The organism is Armatimonadia bacterium (assembly GCA_039679385.1).
Taxonomy (GTDB): Bacteria; Armatimonadota; Zipacnadia; order Zipacnadales; family JABUFB01; genus JAJFTQ01.
The window spans coordinates 15,783-34,722 of the sequence record JBDKVB010000026.1; the positions used below are offsets into that span (position 1 = coordinate 15,783).

The window sequence follows — 18,940 nt, forward strand, 5'->3', positions numbered from 1 at the left end:
GTGCCTCCTGTTCGGGACGCGACGCTCGCGTCCTTCCCCCGCAACTCGCACCTTCCGGTTGGGTGCTCCCTCTCCGCCCCAGCTCTCCTCCCCTGGGGGACTACCCATGTCCGGTACGACGGCCCCAGACCCAACGGGCCTTTGAGTCAGCTTCCTAGCTCGCGCTATACAGATCGAAGCACACCGGCTTACCTGCATCGACCGGCCAGGCCTGCTCGGGCTTGCCGCCGGCGGCCCAGATCGCGGCCTCTTCGCTTCCCAGGTAGGCCTTGTCGCCCTTCACCGCTGCCGCCAAAGGACGCAGCTTCAGACGATCGCTGAGACCTACCATCCCGGTGTCGTGGCCTGCGATGACCGCGAAGGGTCCGTTAAGCAGCGCTCCCGCGTAGGTGGTGCGCAGGGTCTTGAGCAGCCGCTTACGCTCCGGATCGCTGACCTCGTCGACCTGCTCCCACTCCGGTGGCGCCATGGCCAGTGACGCCATCTCGACACTCAGCCCATGCTTGCGGCACAGCAGGTCGAGCATGTAGCTGATGACTTCGGAGTCGGTGAAGAGTGTGCACTCGTACCCGAAGGACTTCACATAGCGCTTGTTGACGCCGTAGGAGGAGAGCTCACCGTTGTGGACGATGGACCACTCCAGCAGTCCGAAGGGGTGAGCGCCTCCCCACCAGCCACCGGTATTGGTCGGGAAGCGGGTGTGAGAGACCCACAGGTACGCCTGGTACTCGTCGAGCCGGTAATACTCGGCAATCGGCTCGGGGTAGCCGACGCCCTTGAAGATCCCCATGTTCTTGCCGCTGGAGGCCACGTAGCCGCCTTCCACGTCACGGTTGAGGCCCATGATCATGCTGACCATGTAGTCCTGCTCCGTGCGACCCTTGCGCAGGTCGAGGCGGTCCTGGCGAGGCTGGACGAAGTAGCGCCAGAGTCCGGGCTCGTCGGAGATCGTCGCGGTCTGCTTGGTGGGGATGGGCTCGTCGTGCTTGATCTCGCAGGTGCTCCTGAGGTACTCTTCGACTGCATCCTTGGCCTGGCTGTCGAGAAGCATCACGTGGAGGGCGTAGTCCTGCGCATGGTCAGGGTAGATGCCATAGGCCACATAGCCCGCGCCCAGCCCGTTGCCTCGCTCATGCATGTTGGCCATGCCGCGCACGACCTCTTCACTGCTGAAGAGCTTTCCACTCCGGTCGAGGATGCCCAGAGTGCCGCAGGCGGCAGGAATCTTGAAGCGTGGGAGTCTGTGCATATTGACCTCTTGCCCCTCGGCGGCTTGGTAACACGTCCGAGGTAGTAAAGGAAGGGCTTTGCCGGAAAGACGTTACCGATTGTATTGCCGGGGTGTTTCCAAGTCAATCGGAAATCTCTCCCCTATTCACCGGCAGCAGCGGGCCCAGAAGTGGTAGAATGCCACTGGTTTTGCCGGAACAACGGAAATAATGCAGCCAAACGGGGGGCCTGGAGGGGGTCCAATTGCCGGAAATAGACCGGAAGGAATTCGCCATTCTCCGTGTTCTCGGTGAGCATCACTTGCCCCTGGGTGCCGCCGCAATCGCCAACGAGCTCAAATCCCATGGAATCGACCTCACCGAGCGCGCCGTTCGCTATCATCTACAGGACCTCGACAACGCGGGACTGACCGTCAGCACCGGGCGCGCCGGACGACGCATCACAGACGCGGGCAAGGCTGAACTGGCGAACGCTCGCGTCGCGGATAAGGTGGCCCTCATCTTTGCCCGCATCGACGCCTTGGCCTACCAGACCCGCTTCAGTCTCACCGAGGGCCGCGGGCCCATCGTGATCAACCTATCGCTGTTCCACCAAAGCGAGTTCGACCAGGCGATGAAGGTCATGCGACCGGTGTTCCTGTCTCGCTTTGCCACAAGTGACCTGATCGCGACCTTCTCGCCGGGCCAGAGGGTCGCCGATATGGTGGTTCCCCGCGGCATGATCGGACTGGGCACCGTCTGCAGTGTCACGGTCAGCGGCATACTGCTGCGCCACGGTATCCCGGTCCAGTCCGAGTTCGGCGGCCTGGTGGAGGTCATCGGGCACGAGCCGACGCGCTTTACCGATGTGGTGCGCTACGGCGGAACCTCCATCGACCCGGTCGAGATCTTCATCAAGAGCCACGCCACCTCCACCACAGCAGCGGTCACCACCGGTCGCGGGAAGATCGGCGCCGGTGCGCGAACCTGCCCGGCCATCGCGCGTGAGGAGGTGATGGGGCTCATCGACGACATGTCTGCCTGGCGCATCCGGGGAGTCCTGGCGATTGGGATGGAGAGCCAGCCCCTGATGGAGATGGAGGTCGATGTGGGCCGCATCGCCTTTGCGGTCTGCGCCGGGATCAACCCTGTGGCTGCCGCTGAGGAAGCCGGCTTCAGCACCACCAGCCAGGCGCTGGCGGCAGTCTTCAACTACGAGGACCTCGACGTGATCTAGTAGCTGTCTGCCCGGCCGACGTCGCCGGTGAGCCTTGCCGTATGCGCGAAGACTCAGGAGGACGACCCATGACTGCCCGCGAGCGCCTACTGACCGCTCTTGACCACCGTGAACCGGACCGCGTTCCGTACGATCTGGCCTCGACCCACGTGACGGGAATATCCGTCGTCGCCTACCAGAACCTGCGTCGCTATCTCGGACTTCCCGAGCGCGAGCCGACGGTCGTAGACGATGTGCAGCAGATCGCGCTCCCGGACGACGATGTGATGGAGTACTTCGGGGTGGATACCCGCGGCCTCTTCCCCATCACCAGCAACCAGATTCGGCAACCCCTCATCGACGCCGGTGATGCCTGGGAGTACCGCGATGAGTGGGGACTCGTGCACCATCGGCCCAAGGAGGGCGGGCTCTACTTCAGCCTGGTCAAGAGCCCTATCGACGGGATGACGGCGACCATCGACCAGATCGACGCACACGATTGGCCCGTGGCGGCCGATCCGACGCGGATCGCCGGGCTCCGTGAGCAGTCCGAGGCATACCGGGCCGCCGGATTCCCGGTGGTGCTCAAGGGCCTCTGCGCAGGGCTGTGCGAGGTCGCGATCCGGATCCGCGGCATGGAGAACTTCCTGGTTGACCTGATGGTCGAGCCCGAGGTCACCGCACGACTGCTGGACAAGATCCTGCAGCTCAAGCTGGAGTTCTGGGAGATGGCGCTGGGGCAACTGGGCGATGTGGTCGATGTGGTGCTCGAGGCGGACGACTACGGCACCCAGGACTCGCAGCTCGTGTCGCCCGCGAAGTTCCGTGAGGTCTTCAAGCCGCGTCTGGCCGAACTCCTCGGCGGCATCAAGCGCAGTGCTCCACACGCGAAGGTGCTGTTCCACTCCTGCGGGAGTCTCCGTGAGATTCTGCCTGACTTCATCGAGATGGGCGTGGACATCCTCAACCCCGTGCATGTCGCCGCTGCAGGCATGGAGCCGTCGGCCCTGAAGCGTGACTTCGGCGACGCCCTCTGCTTCTGGGGAGGCGGCGTTGACACCCAGGGCATACTCCCGCGCGGCACTGAGCAGCAGGTACGCGACGACGTGAAGCGAAATGTGGAAGCGTTGATGCCCGGTGGCGGTTACGTGTTCAACACCGTGCACAATATCCAGGCCGACGTGCCGCCGCGGAATATCGTCGCCATGATCGAGGCTCTCCGGGAGGTCGGCGTCTACTAGCCCCAGACTCCCAGGGCAAGGCGGAAGGAGCCCCCGGGCCTCGCCTGGCATCCTCCTCAACCAGTTGAGACAACCAGCCCGCTGGAGGTCCTTACCATGCGTCCTGTGGTCGCCGCCTGCTGCCTCCTCTTGGTCTGCACCACGGCCGTCTCCGCCGCCCCCTTCAGCGTCCTGTTCAAGGTGGGGCTCAAGGACTCCGCTCCCACGGCATGGCAAGGCACGGTGAGCGCCACCGCTGCCACCCTGACGGCGGTCACGGGCTGGCGGTTCCGCACCGGGGACTCCGTCGGCCAGGGGAACGCGTATCAGCTCACGACCGACGAGCGTCTCAACGGTCAGGGCAAGCTCCTCGGCACGCTTCCCAAGGGCCTCCTCGTTACCGGCGACACAGAGGGCGGAGCTCGCCTCAAGTTCACCGCGAACTCTGTGACCTGGGAGGTCTCGGTCGCTGATCTCACCTGGGGCGAAGCAGCGGTGCATGCCTCGGGCGACCTCTCCGCCCAGCTTGCCCCGGCCTACACCACACTCTCCGGTCCGACTCGCGAGGACGACTACCCGGCGGCCTGCGCACTGCCCGCAGACGCGACCGTCGCAGTGTGGCAGTCCTATGCGAACAATGAGGATCAGCTCCTGTGGTCCATCTGCCGTCAGGGCCGCTGGGAGCCTGCCCGGCAGGTTCCGGAACTCACCGGTGACCTGTACCGACCCGGCTGCGCCTCTGATGGCAAGGGCGGGTTCTGGGTCGTGTGCCCGCGCCAGGAGCGCGGCGACTTCGACCTTTGGGCGACGCGCTGGGATGGTGCGAACTGGAGCGCACCCCAGAAGCTCACCGACCAGCCCGGCAACGACTTCGACCTCGCCCTGACCACCGACGCGGCAGGGACCGTTTACTGCACCTGGCAGGCCTTCCGCGGCGGCTCCTCCGACATCCTCCTGGCCACCTGCTCCGGCGGCGCGTGGAGCAAGCCGCTGGTGGTTGCCAACTCCCCGGCGAACGAATGGATGCCGGCGATTGCGGCCACAGCTAACGGAGCCTGGATCGCCTGGGACACCTATCAGAACGGGAGCTACGACGTCTACGCCGCCGAGATGCGCGACGGGAAGCTCGAGGCGCCACTGCCCATCGCCGCTACCGACCGTTTCGAGGCGAAGGCCTCCGTCGCCGTGGACAAGCTGGGCCGCGTTTGGTTTGCCTGGCAGGAAGCCGGCAGTGGCTGGGGCAAGGACACCGGCAACACCGTGCCCACAGCGCTGCGCCGGGAGGCCATCTACCGCGAACGGTCAACGAAGGTGGCCTGCCTGAGCAACGGCCGCCTGCGATACGCACCGGACCTGTCTCTCGCCATGCCCCAGGGAGAGCGAACCAACCTGGAGGAGCCTCGTCTGTCCTGCGACGGCCAGGAGCGACTGTGGCTGGTCCTGCGCCATCCGGTGCGCATCAACTCCCCGCGGGGCAACAAAGTGTGGGCCGAAGCCGCCTGGGAGGACTACGCGACCTACCTCGACGGCGAGGCCTGGTCACCAGTCCTGTACTTCCCGGACAAGCTCGCCCGCATCGATACCTTCCCGGCCCTGGCGCCCTTGTCTCAGGGGCTGGCTGTGGTCTTCCACACGGACGGCCGGAACCTCGAGCGACTGCGAGGCATGACTCGCAACCAGGTGTTCGCCACAGTCCTGAACACCTCGCAGCCCGTGCGTGAGCCGCAGCTAGTAGACGCCGAACCTCCCGCACCGGTCGCTGTGAATGTCCAGGAGGCGGCCGACGTACAGCGTGCTCGCAGCTTCCTGGTCAATATCGGCAACAAGGCCTACCACCTGCTCCGCGGCGACCTGCACCGTCATACCGAGGTCTCCTGGGACGGCAACGGTGACGGGTCAGTCCTCGACTGCTACCGCTACGCGATGGATGCGGCGTCCCTGGACTTCCTGATGGTCTCCGACCACAACCAGGATACGGGAGTGGACCTGGAGTACATCCGGTGGCGCTGCTACAAGGTCGCGGACGTGTACAACAACCCGCCAAGGTTCAGCACCCTCTACGGCTACGAGCGATCGCTCGGGTTCCCGAACGGTCACCGCAACATCATCAACACGCAGCGCTTCCACGCGTCCTTCCCCTTCACCCGCGGGGCCAGCCGAGGCGTAGCACCCGACGACCTCCAGCAGCTCTATGAATACTGCCGCCGTGAGGGCGCCGTCGTCATTCCGCACACCAGCGGCACGAACCACGGGACGAACTGGCCCACCTACGATCTGGGCCTGGAGCCGGTGGTCGAGATCTTCCAGGGCTGCCGCAACAGCTATGAGTACGAGGGCTGCCCGAAGGGCGATACGCCGGGTAGCCCGCAGTCGCAGAACACGGGCTACCAGCCCGAGGGCTTCGTGTGGCGTGCCTGGAAGCGCACACTCGACCTGGGCATCATCTGCTCTTCCGACCACGGTTCCACCCACTACTCCTACGCCGGCGTGTACTGCGAGACCCCGTCCCGCGAAGGTATCTACGCCGGCATCCAGGCCCGCCGCACCTTCGGTGCCAATGACAACCTCATCGTGAGCATGAAGTGCGGCGAGCACTTCATGGGCGAGTCCTGGAAGCAAACGCAGGCTCCGGCACTGGATATCGAGGTTCTCGGCACGGGTCCCATCGTGCAGATCGACCTCATTCGCGACTTCAAGTTCGCCTACACCGCCAAACCCAACCAGCCGAGCTTCAAGGCTCAGTGGCTCGACAACGACTTCACGCCGGGCACGCACCTGTATTACGTCCGCGCCATCCAGGCCGACGAGAGCATCGCCTGGGGTAGCCCCGTGTGGATCACTCGCGGCTAGGGGCGAGAGCTTCCTGGGGGCTGTCCATACCCGGTCGCACGGTTCGCCTGACGGAGGGTCACCAAGGAGGTCCTTACGATGAGCCTGCGTTCTCTCGTGACACTCGGAGCCCTGCTGTGCCTTGGGCTCCAGGCCTCAGCGGCCTCGCTTCTGGAGGATCGCTTCGAGGAGCTGAACCCATGCTGGGCCAAGAACATCAGCGGGACGGGGACTGTGGAGATCGTGCCTGGCGGGTACGAGGGTAAGTGCCTGCGAGTGAGCGTGACCAGCGGCACCAGCTACCTCACCACCAAGCTCGACCCGCAGGCCTTCGGGGGCAAGACGATCGAGATCCGGGCGATGGTGAAGCTGGCGGACGTCAAGCAAGGCCCGCAGGTGTACTCCACCGCCAAGATTCAGGTCGCCCAGAAGATTCCCGGCGCAGCAACCCTCAACGCCGCTGCCCGCTGGGTCGGCACCACGGACTGGCAGGAGCAGTCCCTCCTCGTGGACGTGCGGCCTACCGCCTCCGAGATCATCCTCAACCTGGGCCTCCAGGACGCCGTCGGCACCGCCTACTACGACAGCCTTGTCATCGAGGATGTGACGGGTCGCAAGACCGTAGAGGGTGGCGGAGCCTCGACCTCCTCAGGCCGAAGTATCTCGCTGGCTGCCGTCGCCAAGGCCGGGCGTAGTGATGGCGTGGCCGACGACGGGCGAGGCAGTTTCATCGACGCGGGGATGCATGACCTGTATACGCTGCCGACTGGCGCCCTAACGCTTGGGGAGGCGCTGTTTGACCTTCCGCCGGGAGGTGCGAACGGCGGCCGCACGTGCCTTGTGTTGAAGGGTGCGCGTCGTCCGAACCTGCCGGCGTCGGCGGGGCCGATTGAGGTGAATCGCCGGGCCAAGACGCTCTACTTCCTGCAGGCCGCTGCCTGGGCCGATCTCGCCGCCCAGGAACCGTGCCTGACCTACGCGGTCACCTATGCGGACGACCAGAAGGTGCAGGTACCGATGAAGGCGGGCGTCGACGTGGGCAACTTCGACGAGCCGCGCGACCTTGCGAACTGGAAGCTGGCCTGGCAGGGCACCGACCAACTGGGCATGCCCGTCTGCGTGGGCTGCAGCTCCTGGACGAACCCGAGGCCGGAGACCGCGATCAAGTCGCTGGAGATCGCCTCCGCGGGCAAGGGCGTGCCCATACTCCTCGCTATCAGCTTCCGCTGAGCCTGCGTCTCAATAGTCCCGAGAACCACTGCGAGGGGAGCCACCCAGTCTGTGCTCCCCTCGTCTTCTGTTCTGAAGGCAGTTGACCTCTTCCCCGGCGCTTTGGACCTCAGTCCAGGGGCTGCTGACCGGGTGCTTCGTTGGCAGCGGCTGTCGGCTGCTTGTTGAGCGGCGTCACCGGAGTCCCGTAGCGGATCAGGCTCGGGTGCCGCTGACCTCCGGCGATGCTCACGATCTTCCACGTTCCACCGGCACGGGTGAGCCCAAAGCGGTGCTCCTCTTGCCCGTCCTCATAGACCAGGTCGGCGACCACCGTGGCACTGTCCGGCGTGTCCTGGCGCACGTCGCGGACGGCGTAGGCTTTGACCTCACCGGCCGTCTTCTTGAGGTAGTCGGCGAAGGCGGCCCGGCCGGTCTCCTCCACGGACTGCTTCGCCACCCTAAGCGCGTCGCCGTCCATCTGGGCCAGGTAGGCACGCACGTCCGCCTTCCGCTGCGCCTCAAAGAGGTTCCAGACCGCCGTGGCAGGTTGACTGGGATCGCCCTGCGTGGAACTCGGCCCTGCGCGACGGCTCAGGACGATGACCGCCATGATGAGGAGGGCGGTCACGATCACCGCAGCAACCCGGTTGCGATCGGTCTTCATCGGCTGCCACCTGCGGTGTTAGGTGTCGGCTCGCCGCTGAGGATCCCCAGGTCCAGCGGTCGGGTCCCTCCGGCGGGATCGGCCACGATCACTTTCATCCTGGGCAGCAGCTCCTCCATGGTCTCCACGTACATCCTGTCCCGGGTCACTTGAGGCGCCTGCGAGTACTCACGGTAGATCGAGGCGAAGCGTGCAGTGTCGCCACGCGCTTCGGTTGTGACCTTCTGGCGGTAAGCGTCGGCCTCAGCCGTCATTTTGCCGGCCTCTCCCGCCGCCTGCTCGGTCACCTCATTGCGGTACCCTTCCGCGAGGTCGATGATCCGGTCACGGTCGGAGCGAGCTCCCGCTACGGCCTTGAAAGCGTCATTCACTTCGGCCGGCGGGTAGGCGGCCTTGATGTTGGCGCTGACCAGGCGCACACCGGCACCGTAGCCGTCGAGCACGCGCTGAGCCTCGCGACGCACAGTCTCCTGGAGCTGCGCACGGCCGGTGGTCAGCACCCAGTCGACGCCCTGGCCCTCCACCGCATGACTCAGTTCGCGCTCCACGACCGCGCCGACCAGCTTGCCGACGTCCTTGCTGCGGAACAGGAAGGCCGTCGGTCGCTCGACGCAGTACTGCGCCACGAGCTGGAGGTTGACGATGTTCTGGTCGCCGGTGAGGAAGTGACTCTTGCCCGGCGCGGGCTGGCGTCCGGCGGCTTCATCCGCGAGATCGAAGCCCACACTGAGGCGTCGTGCCTCACTGATCCGCACCTTGCTCAGGCGCGTCAGCGGCCACGGAACCCGCCAGTGCAGGCCCGGCTGAATGCTCTCGGCCACCACTCTTCCCAGCAGCCGCACGACAGCCTGCTGCTCCGGGCGCACAAGGTACAGGCCCGACAGCAGCCATAGCGCCACCAGCGCCAGGGCTCGATGCTTCGAGTTGTGCTTCAGGTCTGCCATCGCGCGTGTCTCCGTGTCCGTCCACACCCGAGGGTGCCGCCCGGGCTACTGGCCCTTCGTGAGCAGTCGCAGCAGCTCCGAATCCGAGGACAGCACCACCGTTGTCTTGTCGCCGAAGACCTTCTTGTAGGAGTCCAGGGTGCGCGAGAACTTGTAGAAGTCCGGATCGACACCGTAAGCGGCAGCGTAAGTCCGCGAGGCCTGGGCGTCGCCCTGACCTTTGACGGTCTCCGCGTCCCGGTAGGCGTCCGCGAGGATCTCGCTCTTCTTCTTGTCGGCCTCGGCACGAATCCGCATCGCCGCACTCTCGCCTTCGGCCCGGTACTGCTTGACGATGCGCTCGCGTTCGGCACGCATCCGATCGAACACGCTCTGCTTGTTCTGCTCCGGGAAGTTCAGCCGCTTGATTGCGATGTCCAGGATCTCCACGCCGTAGTCCACTGCGGCCCTCCGGGCACAGCGCTGGGTGACTTCGGCCATGATGCGGTCCGTCTTCACCTGCCCGGCATCGGGCGACAGCACGGCGTCAATCGGCTCACGACCAAGTGCTGCCGAGACGGAGCCCCACACGATGTCATGCAAGGCTCGCTCTGCCGCGGGGACCGTGCCGACGACCTTCAGGAACTGCACCGGGTCCTTGACCCGCCACAGCACGTAGTTGTCAACGATGATGTTCTTCTTGTCCGAGGTCAGGAACTCGGAAGCGGGCGGATTGTACACCATCAGCCGCCGGTCCAGGACGATCTTGGTCAGCCAGGGCCACTTGAGGTATGGCCCGGCCCGGTCGACCACGGCCACCGGACTGCCGAAGCTGGTGAGCACCACCAGTTGCGTCTCGTCCACGGTGAAGATGCACAGCTTCATCGCCACCAGGACTCCGACGGTGATCCAGAACCAGCGCTTACGCAGCATGGCAGTCCTTCCCTTGTGGGGTCCCTGGGCTCTGCACGTCATGCTATCCTGCAGGCGGCGGCACGTTCTGCAGGTCCGCGGCAGGTGGTGCCTCTTGCGGAAGACTCAGGCGCAGGCCCTCGGGGCCGACATAGAGCAACTGGCGTCTCCCGACCGCCTGACTATCGAGCACGATCTTCCGCGGACTCGTCAGACCCTCGTCGACCGCCTTGAGATGCAGGCGGATTCGCTCGACCTGCGGCCCGCTTCGGTAGGCTTGCTCGCGAAAGGTGAAGCGAGTTGCATCGCCGACAGCCCGGCGCTCGCGGTTGACGGCATAGGCGGCGGCGTCAAGACGCTGCTTCGCAGACTCGCCCTGACCAAGGAGCAACTGCTCGCCGGCGTAGGCCTCGGCCTCGTTGATCTTGCGCTGCTTCTGTTCGGCCTCGCTCGAGACCGACCGGTAGGCATCCACGACCTCCACCGGCGGATGGACATCCTGTAAGGCCACGCGGACGATTCGCAGGCCGCTCCCGTAGTGATCGGCGAGAGTCTGGGCCTCCTGCAGGATTGCCTCTTCGAGTCGAGCACGACCACTCACCAGGAGGTCGTCCGCCGGCGCGCCGTTCACTGCACAGCGGACTGCATGCTCACAGATCGCCCGGACCAGAACCGGTCCTGAGGTCAAGGTCAGGGCATAGCGCACCGGGTCCGCAACCTGGTAATGGACCACGGCCGTCACGTCCACAAGGTTGGCGTCGCCGCTCACCATGATCGACTCGGCGGGAACGGCCCGGTAGCTCTTGGAGCGGTGCTGGGTGTTCCACTCGTAAGCTGCCGACTGTGCAAGGCCGACGCCGCCACTGGACCGGAAGCCAATCTCGAGGGCACGCACGCGGCTGGTGGCTACCGCCGTCACTCGTCCGATCGGCCAGGGTGGCGAGTAGCGTAGACCCGGTTGAGCGGTGCCCAGATACCGGCCCAGCACTCGAACCACGCCCACATCGCCCGGCCCAATCTGGTACGCACCGGAGGCCACCCACAGCAGAAGGAGCCCACCGACCAGCACGCGACGATCCGCCTGCCAGACTCGCCGCAGCAGCGCAGCAAGCGCTCGGCGCTTTGGCAAGGCCGGAAGCCCGACATACTCCCGCAGATTCCGGAGCGCTTGGCCGCCGGTTCTCGCAGCCCGCTTCCCGAGCTGTCGCGGCGATCCTAGCAGTCGCAGCGAGTTGCTGATCACCGCCAGCGACCCAATCTGGTGGATCACGGCGGCGACCACCGGCGTAACCTTGCCCCAGCCGGCAAGGGCAACGCCGACGCCGTTGAAGGCCAGGGCGAACCAGCGGATGTTCTCGTCAATCGTCTGCAGCGCCCGGCGGCTGATCCTCAGGAGTGGCTCCAGGCGCGTAAGGTCGTCGGTCATGAGGACGACGTCGGCGGCTTCGGCAGCGAGGTCGGTGCCAATGTCGCCCATCGCCACACCCACCTGTGCCGCCGCCAGGGCCGGTGCATCGTTGACGCCGTCGCCGACCATCAGCACTCGCAGCCCCTCGGCCTGCAGGTCACGAATCCGCTCGGACTTCTCACGGGGAAGCAGCCCCGCATACACCTCGTTGATGCCGACCCGGTTCCCAAGATTGCGCGCAGCGTTCTCGTTGTCACCCGTCAGTATCACAATCCGACGCACTCCGGCCTCGCGCAGGGAAGCGACGGCTGCCGCTGCGTGCTCACGTACCTGGTCGACTACTGACAGCAAGCCCACGACCTCAGTGTCGACGCCAACCAGCACCAGCGTTTGCCCGGCAGCGTGGAGACCTTCGACCTCCTGTAAGGCCTGGGCCGAGAGCGCAATCCCGCACTCCTCCAGAAGCTCCCGGCGGCCGACAGTCACTCGGCGTCCCTTGACGGTCGCCCTCACGCCAAGCCCCGGAAGCGCCTCGAAGTCCTCGGGTACGACAACGGGCAAGCCTCTCTGGCGCGCTTCGGTCTCGATGAGCCGACCGATGACATGCTCGGAGCGCGACTCGGCCGCAGCGGCAAGCTGGAGCACCTCTTCCTCAGGCAAGCCCAGGCCAACCACTTCGCCCACTCTCGGCTGCCCAAGGGTCAGGGTGCCGGTCTTGTCGAAGACCACGCAGTCGATGGCGCCGCAGGCCTCCAGCGCCACGCCGCTCTTGACCAGGACGCCATCCCGGGCCAGTCGCCCGAGGGCCGCCACGACCGCCGTGGGGACCGCCAGCACAAGCGAGCACGGACAGGCCACAACCAGCACCGAGATCGCGCTGACCTTGTTCTTGGTGATCAGGAACACGGCGAGGGCGATCGCCAGCACGACCGGCACGAAGTACACCGCATAGCGATCGGCCCGGCGCTGCACCGGCGCTTCCTGCTCCTCAATCTGCTCCATGAGGCGGATGATCCGCGCCAGCGTGGTGTCTTCGCCGACCTTGCTCGCCCGGACTTCCAGCGCACCGGTCAGGTTGACGGTGCCGGTGAGGACCTCCTGCCCCGGCGTCTTCGCGACGGGGATCGGTTCACCCGTGAAGGCGCTCTCATCGACATCCGAGGCGCCCTCGACCACTTCGCCGTCCACCGGGAGACGCTCACCGGGGCGCACAATGACCAGCGTGCCGACGCAGACTTCCTCGACCGGGACCTCGCGCTCCTCGCCATCGACACGAACCCGCGCACGCCGAGGCATGACCGAGATGAGTCGGCGCAGGTCTGCCTGAGTGCGGCTGGAGGTGAACTCCTCCAGCGCCTCACCAATCAGCATGATCAGGATGACTTCGGCGGCGGCGAGGTACTGCCCGATGGACAAGGCCGCCAGTGAGGCGATAGCGACCGGCAGATCGCCCTTGATCTGGAACCGCAGGAGGTTCTCGACGGCGCCGAGGAAGATGCGCCAGCCGCCGAAGGCGACGATCAGGACTGAGAGGTCCAGACCGCCGATCGACTTCCACGGCCCGAGCCAGCGCAGGAGCACCAGCACCGCGACGACGGCCGGGAACACAAAGGCCTTCCAGGGAGCGTGGCGCTCAGGTTCGTGCAAATCCAATCACCGTTGATGTCCGTAGCGGTTCCGTGCTGACCATCGGCCCTAGCTCGGTCCGTTGGTGCCCAGCCACACCGGCGACGACCAGGCAATCTCGCCGTCCCTCTGGATCACCCGCACATAGTAGTAGCAGGAGCCCTTGGGCGGCTGATTGTCCAGGTACGTGATGTTGCACTCCTTGCCCTGCACCTGCGGCGTGTAGACGAAGACGTTGCTGCGGCACACGTCCACACGGTCGATGTCGCCCGGGCAGGTCGCATGAATCTCCACCCTCACGGGCGTGCCGTCCGAAGCAGGTAGCTTCTCCCCCATCAGCCGGCCCTGCACCCGAACGTCCAGCGCGATCTTGGCCGCCGTCGTGCCGTAGGTGTGCCGCTGCCGGATCGCTTCGAGGATCGCCTTGCGCGACAGCTCCGGCGCATACACCGCTGCCTTGCCCATGCCGCCACCGTGATCCGGCGAGGCGATGACGCCGATCACCACTCCCTGAGCCCAGGCGTCCTGCAGGAACCAGCCCTTCGGCGTGCTGTTCTTCGCCTGCCTGGGCGTGCCCTCGTACTCATAGGAGCCCCGGGTCTGGAAGATCTCCGCCACCGGCTGGGCCTTCTCGTCAACGAAGCTCCAGTCGGTCGGCACGTTGCCAGTGTCCGCCAACTGGTGCGGGATGTGCACGAAGTCGGCCTTCGCCTTGCGCAGAATCTCCCATACCTCCGCCGGCGTCTTCCCGTCGCGCTCGTTCAGCCAGAACGGGAAGTACGGATCACCCAGGATCAGGTTGCGGTGACCGTAGTAGCCGTAGGGCCGCTTCGGGTCATCATACTTCTCAAAGGAGGAGGTCCACTCCTCCGCCAGAAAGGTCAGGAAGCGTCCCGGGTCATTGTTGGCCCGAGCGATCTTCGCCAGGTAGTTCCACAGGTACGCGTTGATGTTGTAGCCATGGTCCGTGCAGGCGGCGAAGTCGTGCCGGGCGATATCCCGCATGCTCTGGTATGCCTGCACCTGGGTCTGGTCGCCCACACGATTACAGATCGAGATATCCGTGTGGTTGTGAAGGTCGCCAAAGTAGAGGTTCAGTCGCCGGCCGTCGTAGTCGATGCTGGTGCCGGGCAAGTCCTCGCCTCTTGCCTGACGGATCGTGCCCGCTTCGAACACCTCCACCGGCTCGAGGTACGGGGCCAACGTCATCGCCGAGACGGAGGGGACTTGTGTCGTGTTGAGCGCCGCCGCGTAGATTCCGCTCAGCCCGTTCTGGCTGTCCTCTATCGTCGCCCAGGACCCGGGTGTGGTATCCGCCTGGTAGATCACCACCGGCCGGTCCTTCAGCATCACCAGATTGGGACGCCGACAGAGCCCCTTCTGTGTGCTCATCCGCAGCTCGCCGGTCCAGACCGTTCCGGCATAGCACAGCGGCGAGACCACGAAGCCCGACTTCGGCCGAGGGGTCTGCGCTGCCACCCACAGTCGCCCGGTGCTGTCGAAGGCGAAGTCTCCGGCCTCGGCCCTCTCCTGCAGCAAGGTCTTCTCGATTCCCAGCGGGGTCTGGAGGCCCCGGGGCGTGATCTGAGCGATCTGCACCCGTTTCGTGGCTGCTGCGCCGATGTGATAGCCCGTCGGGTTGGCGGTGTCCCAGGTCATCCAGAACTGCCCCTTGTGGGCAACCAGCTTTGCCTCGCGGTCGATGATCGAGGCCTGCGTCAGCCGCATCTCGTTGCCGGCCCCTTCGGCGGTCCAGTGTCGGCCGAAGAGGTCCATGTTGTTGTCGCGAAAGCTGTGCCACACGACCCAGAGGTCCTCCGGCGATACCGCGGCCAGGGTCGGCGCGTAGTTGTCGCTGCCACCGGAGGACAGACGCTGTGCCCGGCCGACCTCGTCACCGCTGATCGTGCACAGGTAGATCTGGCGCATCCCCGCATCACGATTGCTCTCCCAGCCCGCCCACACGCGATCACCGAGCACCGTCAGCGCCGGCTTGAGGTCGACGGCCGGGTCGCGAGACAAACACAGGAGAGTGCCGGGGCCCTGATCACTCAGCCGGGTCGCGTAGACCTCCCAGTTGCCCTCCCTCTCCGAGGAGTAGGCGAGCCAGACGCTGGTGCCGTCGCTTGCCAGGCAGGGATCGAGGAGATAGGTCATCGGCCCGCCCTCGACCTGCCAGGTGCGGTCGATCTTGACGTCCTCGCCCTCCAGGTGGCCTCGAGCGACCTGCAAGGTGTCGTGATTGTCGCGGAAGGATACCCAGGCGGCCCAGAGGCTGCCGTCTTGAGTGCTGGTCACTACGGGGAAGTCGTTGTAGCCAAGTCCGCCGGAGATCTCACCGAAACGAGCGGTCGTATACTCTCGCATCGCGACATCATCCACCCACATCTTGCCGAAGGGGGCGCCGTGGGAGGAGGCGATGATGAACTCGAGGGTGTACTCACCGGGCCTATCGACGGAGAAGGTCGCAAGGCAGCGCTGCCAGCGTGGCTTGACGTTCTCGAAGGCTGAGATCATCGTGCGCTCGGTGCCCTGACTGCGCCACAACACGAGCTTGGTGTTGTTGGTTGCCCGTGCCCAGGCCTCGACCTCATACAGGCGACCGGGCACGAGGGTCATGCGACGTGCCAGGAGCCCGTGCCGATTGGGCTCGGTTGTCTCGGCGGTCACACACCGGGGCTTCGAACGGGCTTGCGTGGCATCCTCGAGCACTGTCGCACCGAGGTCCAGCGTCCAGCCGTTCAGGTCGGCGTCGAAGCTGCCGTTGGGGATCATCTCCACGACTTGCGCGGACGCCCAGGGCCCTCCCAAGCCCGCCACAACGGCTACCGCTATCAGAAAGCGCCCTAACCTGTGCATCCTCATCGCCTCCGAAGCCCTGCACGAAGTGAGCACTGCGGACGACGCTCGGCGTCTCGTCGGTGGATGCGGTTACGCTCTGCCTTGTTCGTTCTTCCCTGCCTTCGGCCCGGATTCCTGCGCTCGCCACCTAGTCAGGGACACCTCCGACCATGCAGGAACTCCTGTGCTCAGTCGGGAAGTGCTGACTGCGATATCCCCACAGAACGCCCGCAGCAGTTCTTGCGTCCGGGCGGAACAGGGAGGTTCTCTCCGTGACGGCGTATCTCGCCTTTCCCCTCGCTCTACTCCTATCTGTTCCCGTCTTCGCTCAGGATCAGCCTCTGGCCCACTATGGTTCGAGTGGCGCCGAAGTGCAGTTGCGTCGCGATGGTTCCTTCACCGTCACCGATCAGGGCGCCCCACTGGTCACCGATGCTAAGCTCATGATCTTCGGCCCGAATTGGGAAAGCGCGGTGCAGCGCGATGCCACCGTCAGCAACCCGACCGCGAGCCAGACCGGTGCGCAGCTCTCCGGGCGGATCACCGAGAAGGCCTCCGGCAAGCCCTGGGAGTACAGCCAGCGAGTGACCGTCCAGGGCGAGGCCTTGCGGTTCGAGTACGAGCTTCGGCCCCTCGACACGATGCGGGTCAACGAGGTCTCCCTGGTCCTGGACCTGCCCCTTGAGCGCTTCCAGGATCGGCAACTCTTCCTCTATCCTCGTCTGCAGATGGCCTTCCCGGCGAAGCTGCCCGCGAACTACCACTTTGTCGCCGGGCGCACTTCGGCCTATGTCTTCGATTCCGGCTCGCCCTCACAGCTCAGCCTGTCTCTCGACCGCCCGCGAACCTGTAATGTCCAGGACACGCGGCAGTGGAAGGGCTCGTCCTACCAGGCCTTCGTAAAGATTCTCGAAGGCGCCCGTGACGTGACCCCCGCCGACCGTTTCACCCTTTCCTTCACTCTTACACCCCGTGACCCCAAGACCTGGGTGGTGCCGACGATGAACCTCACCAGCGACCAGCCGCTCAAGCTCGTCGTGAAGTCTGTCGAGCCGGCGCAGGCGACGCAGGGGAACCTGGCTACCGTGCACCTGGACCTGCAGGGCACCTGGAAGACGCCCTTCTGGCAGGAGGAGGTCGCCGTGGACGCAACCATCACCGGCCCCGACGGCAAGACTTTCACCGTACCCGGCTTCTACAACCAGGACTACCTGCGCGAGGACGTATCCGAAGCAGCCAACCAGCACGCCGAGCTGCTGACGCCGCAGGGGAACCCGGAGTGGCAGGTCCGCTTCCTGCCTCAGCTTCCCGGCAACTACCAGGTGGCCCTCGTCGCCAAGGATCGCACCGGACAGGTCACTGCCGACACGCAGGTCACCGTCGCACCGGGCAAACCACGACCCTTCGTGCGTGTCAGCAAGTCCGATCCGCACTACTTCGAGTTCGCCTCCGGCGAGCCCTACGTCGCCAACGGTCTGAACGTCTGCTGGTACCGCAGCGATCCCGGCACCTTTGACTACGATGACTGGTTCAGCCGCCTCGCAGAGAACGGCGGCAACTACGCGCGAATCTGGATGCCGAGCTGGGCCTTCGGTTACGAGTGGGGCAAGCCCGGCAGCTACAAGCTCGACCGAGCCTGGCAGTTCGACTACGTCCTCCGGCTGGCCCAGGAGAAGGGCATCTACCTCAAGCTGTGCCTCGAGGCCTTCCGCACCTTTGACGCCGACAACCCCTATGCGAAGGCCAACGGTGGTCCCTGCGACAAGGTGCTCGATGTCTTCACCAAGGAGCAGGCGCGGCAGATGTGGCGCAACCGCCTCCGCTACGCCGTCGCGCGCTGGGGTTGGTCGCCGAACGTGATGGCCTTCGAGTTCTGGAACGAGATCAACTGCGTGCAGGGCTACGAGGAGAAGCCGGTGCAGGAGTGGGCACGAGATATGGCCCACTACCTGCGCAGCATCGACGCGAACCGCCACCTGATCGTCAACAGCCTGGGCAGCTTCGTCTTCGAGCCCGACCTGTGGGCCATGCCGGAGATGGAGTTCGCCCAGATGCACGGCTACTGGCACCCGCAGTGGAAGTCCACCGAGTTCGGCAAGGACATGGCGCAGATGATGGTCGACCACGTCGCCATGATCCGCACCTTCGGCAAGCCCTGTTTCTTCGCTGAGTTCGGTCTCGTCAACGAGACTTGGGGCGGCAGCCCGCGAATGAAGGACGACCCGGAGGGCGTAAACCTCCACAACGGCATGTGGGGTGCGCTGATGGCGGGAGCGGCAGGTCCTGCGCACCTGTGGTGGTGGGATAACTACGTAGCGCCGCAGAACCTCTGGTTCCACTACCGCGGGGTCGCGAACTTCGTCCAGGGCGTCGGCTTCAACACCGAGGGCTTCGTGCCCATCACTCCCCAGGGCCAACCGGCGGCGCTGCGAGTCCTGGGGCTGCGAGGCAAGACGACGACTCTGGTCTGGGCGCAGAACAGGGCCCACACCTGGTGGAACGTGGCTGAAAAGCACGAGATCGCGCCGGTCGAAAGCGCCCGGGTGACCCTCGAGGCGCCGGCGGGATTCACGGGGACGACCTGCCGCGTGCAGCTCTGGGACACCTGGTCGGGTAAGCTCACCGGAGAGAAGTCCCTGCCGGTGACTGATGGGAAGGTCGCCCTCGACTTCGGTCGCGTGGAGCGTGACCTTGCAGCCAGGGTCTTCTGGTAGCGGAGGCACAGGAGGCCCTGAGGGAACCCGGGGCCGCCCCCTGGCCGTCAAAGACACTGGTCCGGCACGTTGTGTTTCTGCAGGCTGCAGAACCGCCGTCCGACCACAGGACGATCTCAGGAGGGTAACGATGAACCACAGACAGTCCACTTGCCTCAATCCCTGCA

Annotated in this window: 11 protein-coding genes; 5 read left to right on the forward strand and 6 right to left on the reverse strand. The window is 65.4% G+C overall.

The genetic code is table 11. From position 1 onward, the window contains the following. Window positions 1-154: 154 nt before the first annotated feature. Window positions 155-1,249: a glutamine amidotransferase family protein gene (locus ABFE16_02640; GenBank protein ID MEN6344170.1), complete on the reverse strand. Its 1,095-nt coding sequence runs from the start codon at window positions 1,247-1,249 to the stop codon at window positions 155-157. A 224-nt stretch (window positions 1,250-1,473) separates the two neighbouring features. Here ABFE16_02640 and ABFE16_02645 point away from each other — a divergent pair, with 224 nt between their 5' ends. From ABFE16_02645 to ABFE16_02660, 4 genes are all read left to right on the forward strand, one after another. Beyond that, entirely contained in the window at window positions 1,474-2,445 is a 972-nt protein-coding gene (locus ABFE16_02645; GenBank protein MEN6344171.1) for an NrpR regulatory domain-containing protein, read from the forward strand. A gap of 68 nt (window positions 2,446-2,513) precedes the next feature. Further along, on the forward strand, window positions 2,514-3,665 hold the full coding sequence (locus tag ABFE16_02650; GenBank protein ID MEN6344172.1) for a uroporphyrinogen decarboxylase family protein: 1,152 nt from the start codon (window positions 2,514-2,516) through the stop codon (window positions 3,663-3,665). 96 nt (window positions 3,666-3,761) lie between these two features. Beyond that, entirely contained in the window at window positions 3,762-6,494 is a 2,733-nt protein-coding gene (locus ABFE16_02655) for a DUF3604 domain-containing protein (GenBank protein ID MEN6344173.1), read from the forward strand. Window positions 6,495-6,572: 78 nt separating this feature from the next. Beyond that, window positions 6,573-7,703, forward strand: a complete 1,131-nt coding sequence (locus tag ABFE16_02660) for a hypothetical protein (GenBank protein ID MEN6344174.1) — start codon at window positions 6,573-6,575, stop codon at window positions 7,701-7,703. A gap of 109 nt (window positions 7,704-7,812) precedes the next feature. Here the strand turns inward: ABFE16_02660 and ABFE16_02665 are convergent, their stop codons facing one another. The 5 genes from ABFE16_02665 to ABFE16_02685 are packed head-to-tail and all read right to left on the reverse strand — an operon-like array spanning window position 7,813 to window position 16,077. Beyond that, window positions 7,813-8,349, reverse strand: coding sequence for a hypothetical protein (locus ABFE16_02665; GenBank protein ID MEN6344175.1), 537 nt, complete (start codon window positions 8,347-8,349; stop codon window positions 7,813-7,815). After that, window positions 8,346-9,293: an FtsH protease activity modulator HflK gene (gene hflK, locus ABFE16_02670; protein ID MEN6344176.1), complete on the reverse strand. Its 948-nt coding sequence runs from the start codon at window positions 9,291-9,293 to the stop codon at window positions 8,346-8,348. Before hflK ends, ABFE16_02665 begins: the two co-directional genes overlap by 4 nt. A gap of 45 nt (window positions 9,294-9,338) precedes the next feature. Continuing rightward, entirely contained in the window at window positions 9,339-10,205 is an 867-nt protein-coding gene (locus tag ABFE16_02675; GenBank protein MEN6344177.1) for a protease modulator HflC, read from the reverse strand. Window positions 10,206-10,248: 43 nt separating this feature from the next. Next, entirely contained in the window at window positions 10,249-13,239 is a 2,991-nt protein-coding gene (locus tag ABFE16_02680) for a cation-translocating P-type ATPase family protein (GenBank protein MEN6344178.1), read from the reverse strand. Between the two features lie 48 nt (window positions 13,240-13,287). Beyond that, window positions 13,288-16,077 carry a DUF3604 domain-containing protein gene (locus tag ABFE16_02685; GenBank protein ID MEN6344179.1) on the reverse strand — a complete coding sequence of 930 codons (2,790 nt, stop codon included), beginning with the start codon at window positions 16,075-16,077 and terminating at the stop codon, window positions 13,288-13,290. Window positions 16,078-16,331: 254 nt separating this feature from the next. Here ABFE16_02685 and ABFE16_02690 point away from each other — a divergent pair, with 254 nt between their 5' ends. After that, entirely contained in the window at window positions 16,332-18,773 is a 2,442-nt protein-coding gene (locus tag ABFE16_02690; GenBank protein MEN6344180.1) for a cellulase family glycosylhydrolase, read from the forward strand. Window positions 18,774-18,940 lie beyond the last annotated feature (167 nt).

What these genes read in the sequence shown, in the direction of transcription:
- ABFE16_02660 (MEN6344174.1), top strand. Translation starts at nt 6,573, where the DNA reads ATGAGCCTGCGTTCTCTCGTGACACTCGGAGCCCTGCTGTGCCTTGGG.
- ABFE16_02640 (MEN6344170.1), bottom strand. Translation starts at nt 1,249, where the DNA reads ATGCACAGACTCCCACGCTTCAAGATTCCTGCCGCCTGCGGCACTCTG.
- ABFE16_02675 (MEN6344177.1), bottom strand. Translation starts at nt 10,205, where the DNA reads ATGCTGCGTAAGCGCTGGTTCTGGATCACCGTCGGAGTCCTGGTGGCG.
- ABFE16_02665 (MEN6344175.1), bottom strand. Translation starts at nt 8,349, where the DNA reads ATGAAGACCGATCGCAACCGGGTTGCTGCGGTGATCGTGACCGCCCTC.
- hflK (MEN6344176.1), bottom strand. Translation starts at nt 9,293, where the DNA reads ATGGCAGACCTGAAGCACAACTCGAAGCATCGAGCCCTGGCGCTGGTG.
- ABFE16_02655 (MEN6344173.1), top strand. Translation starts at nt 3,762, where the DNA reads ATGCGTCCTGTGGTCGCCGCCTGCTGCCTCCTCTTGGTCTGCACCACG.
- ABFE16_02650 (MEN6344172.1), top strand. Translation starts at nt 2,514, where the DNA reads ATGACTGCCCGCGAGCGCCTACTGACCGCTCTTGACCACCGTGAACCG.
- ABFE16_02685 (MEN6344179.1), bottom strand. Translation starts at nt 16,077, where the DNA reads ATGCACAGGTTAGGGCGCTTTCTGATAGCGGTAGCCGTTGTGGCGGGC.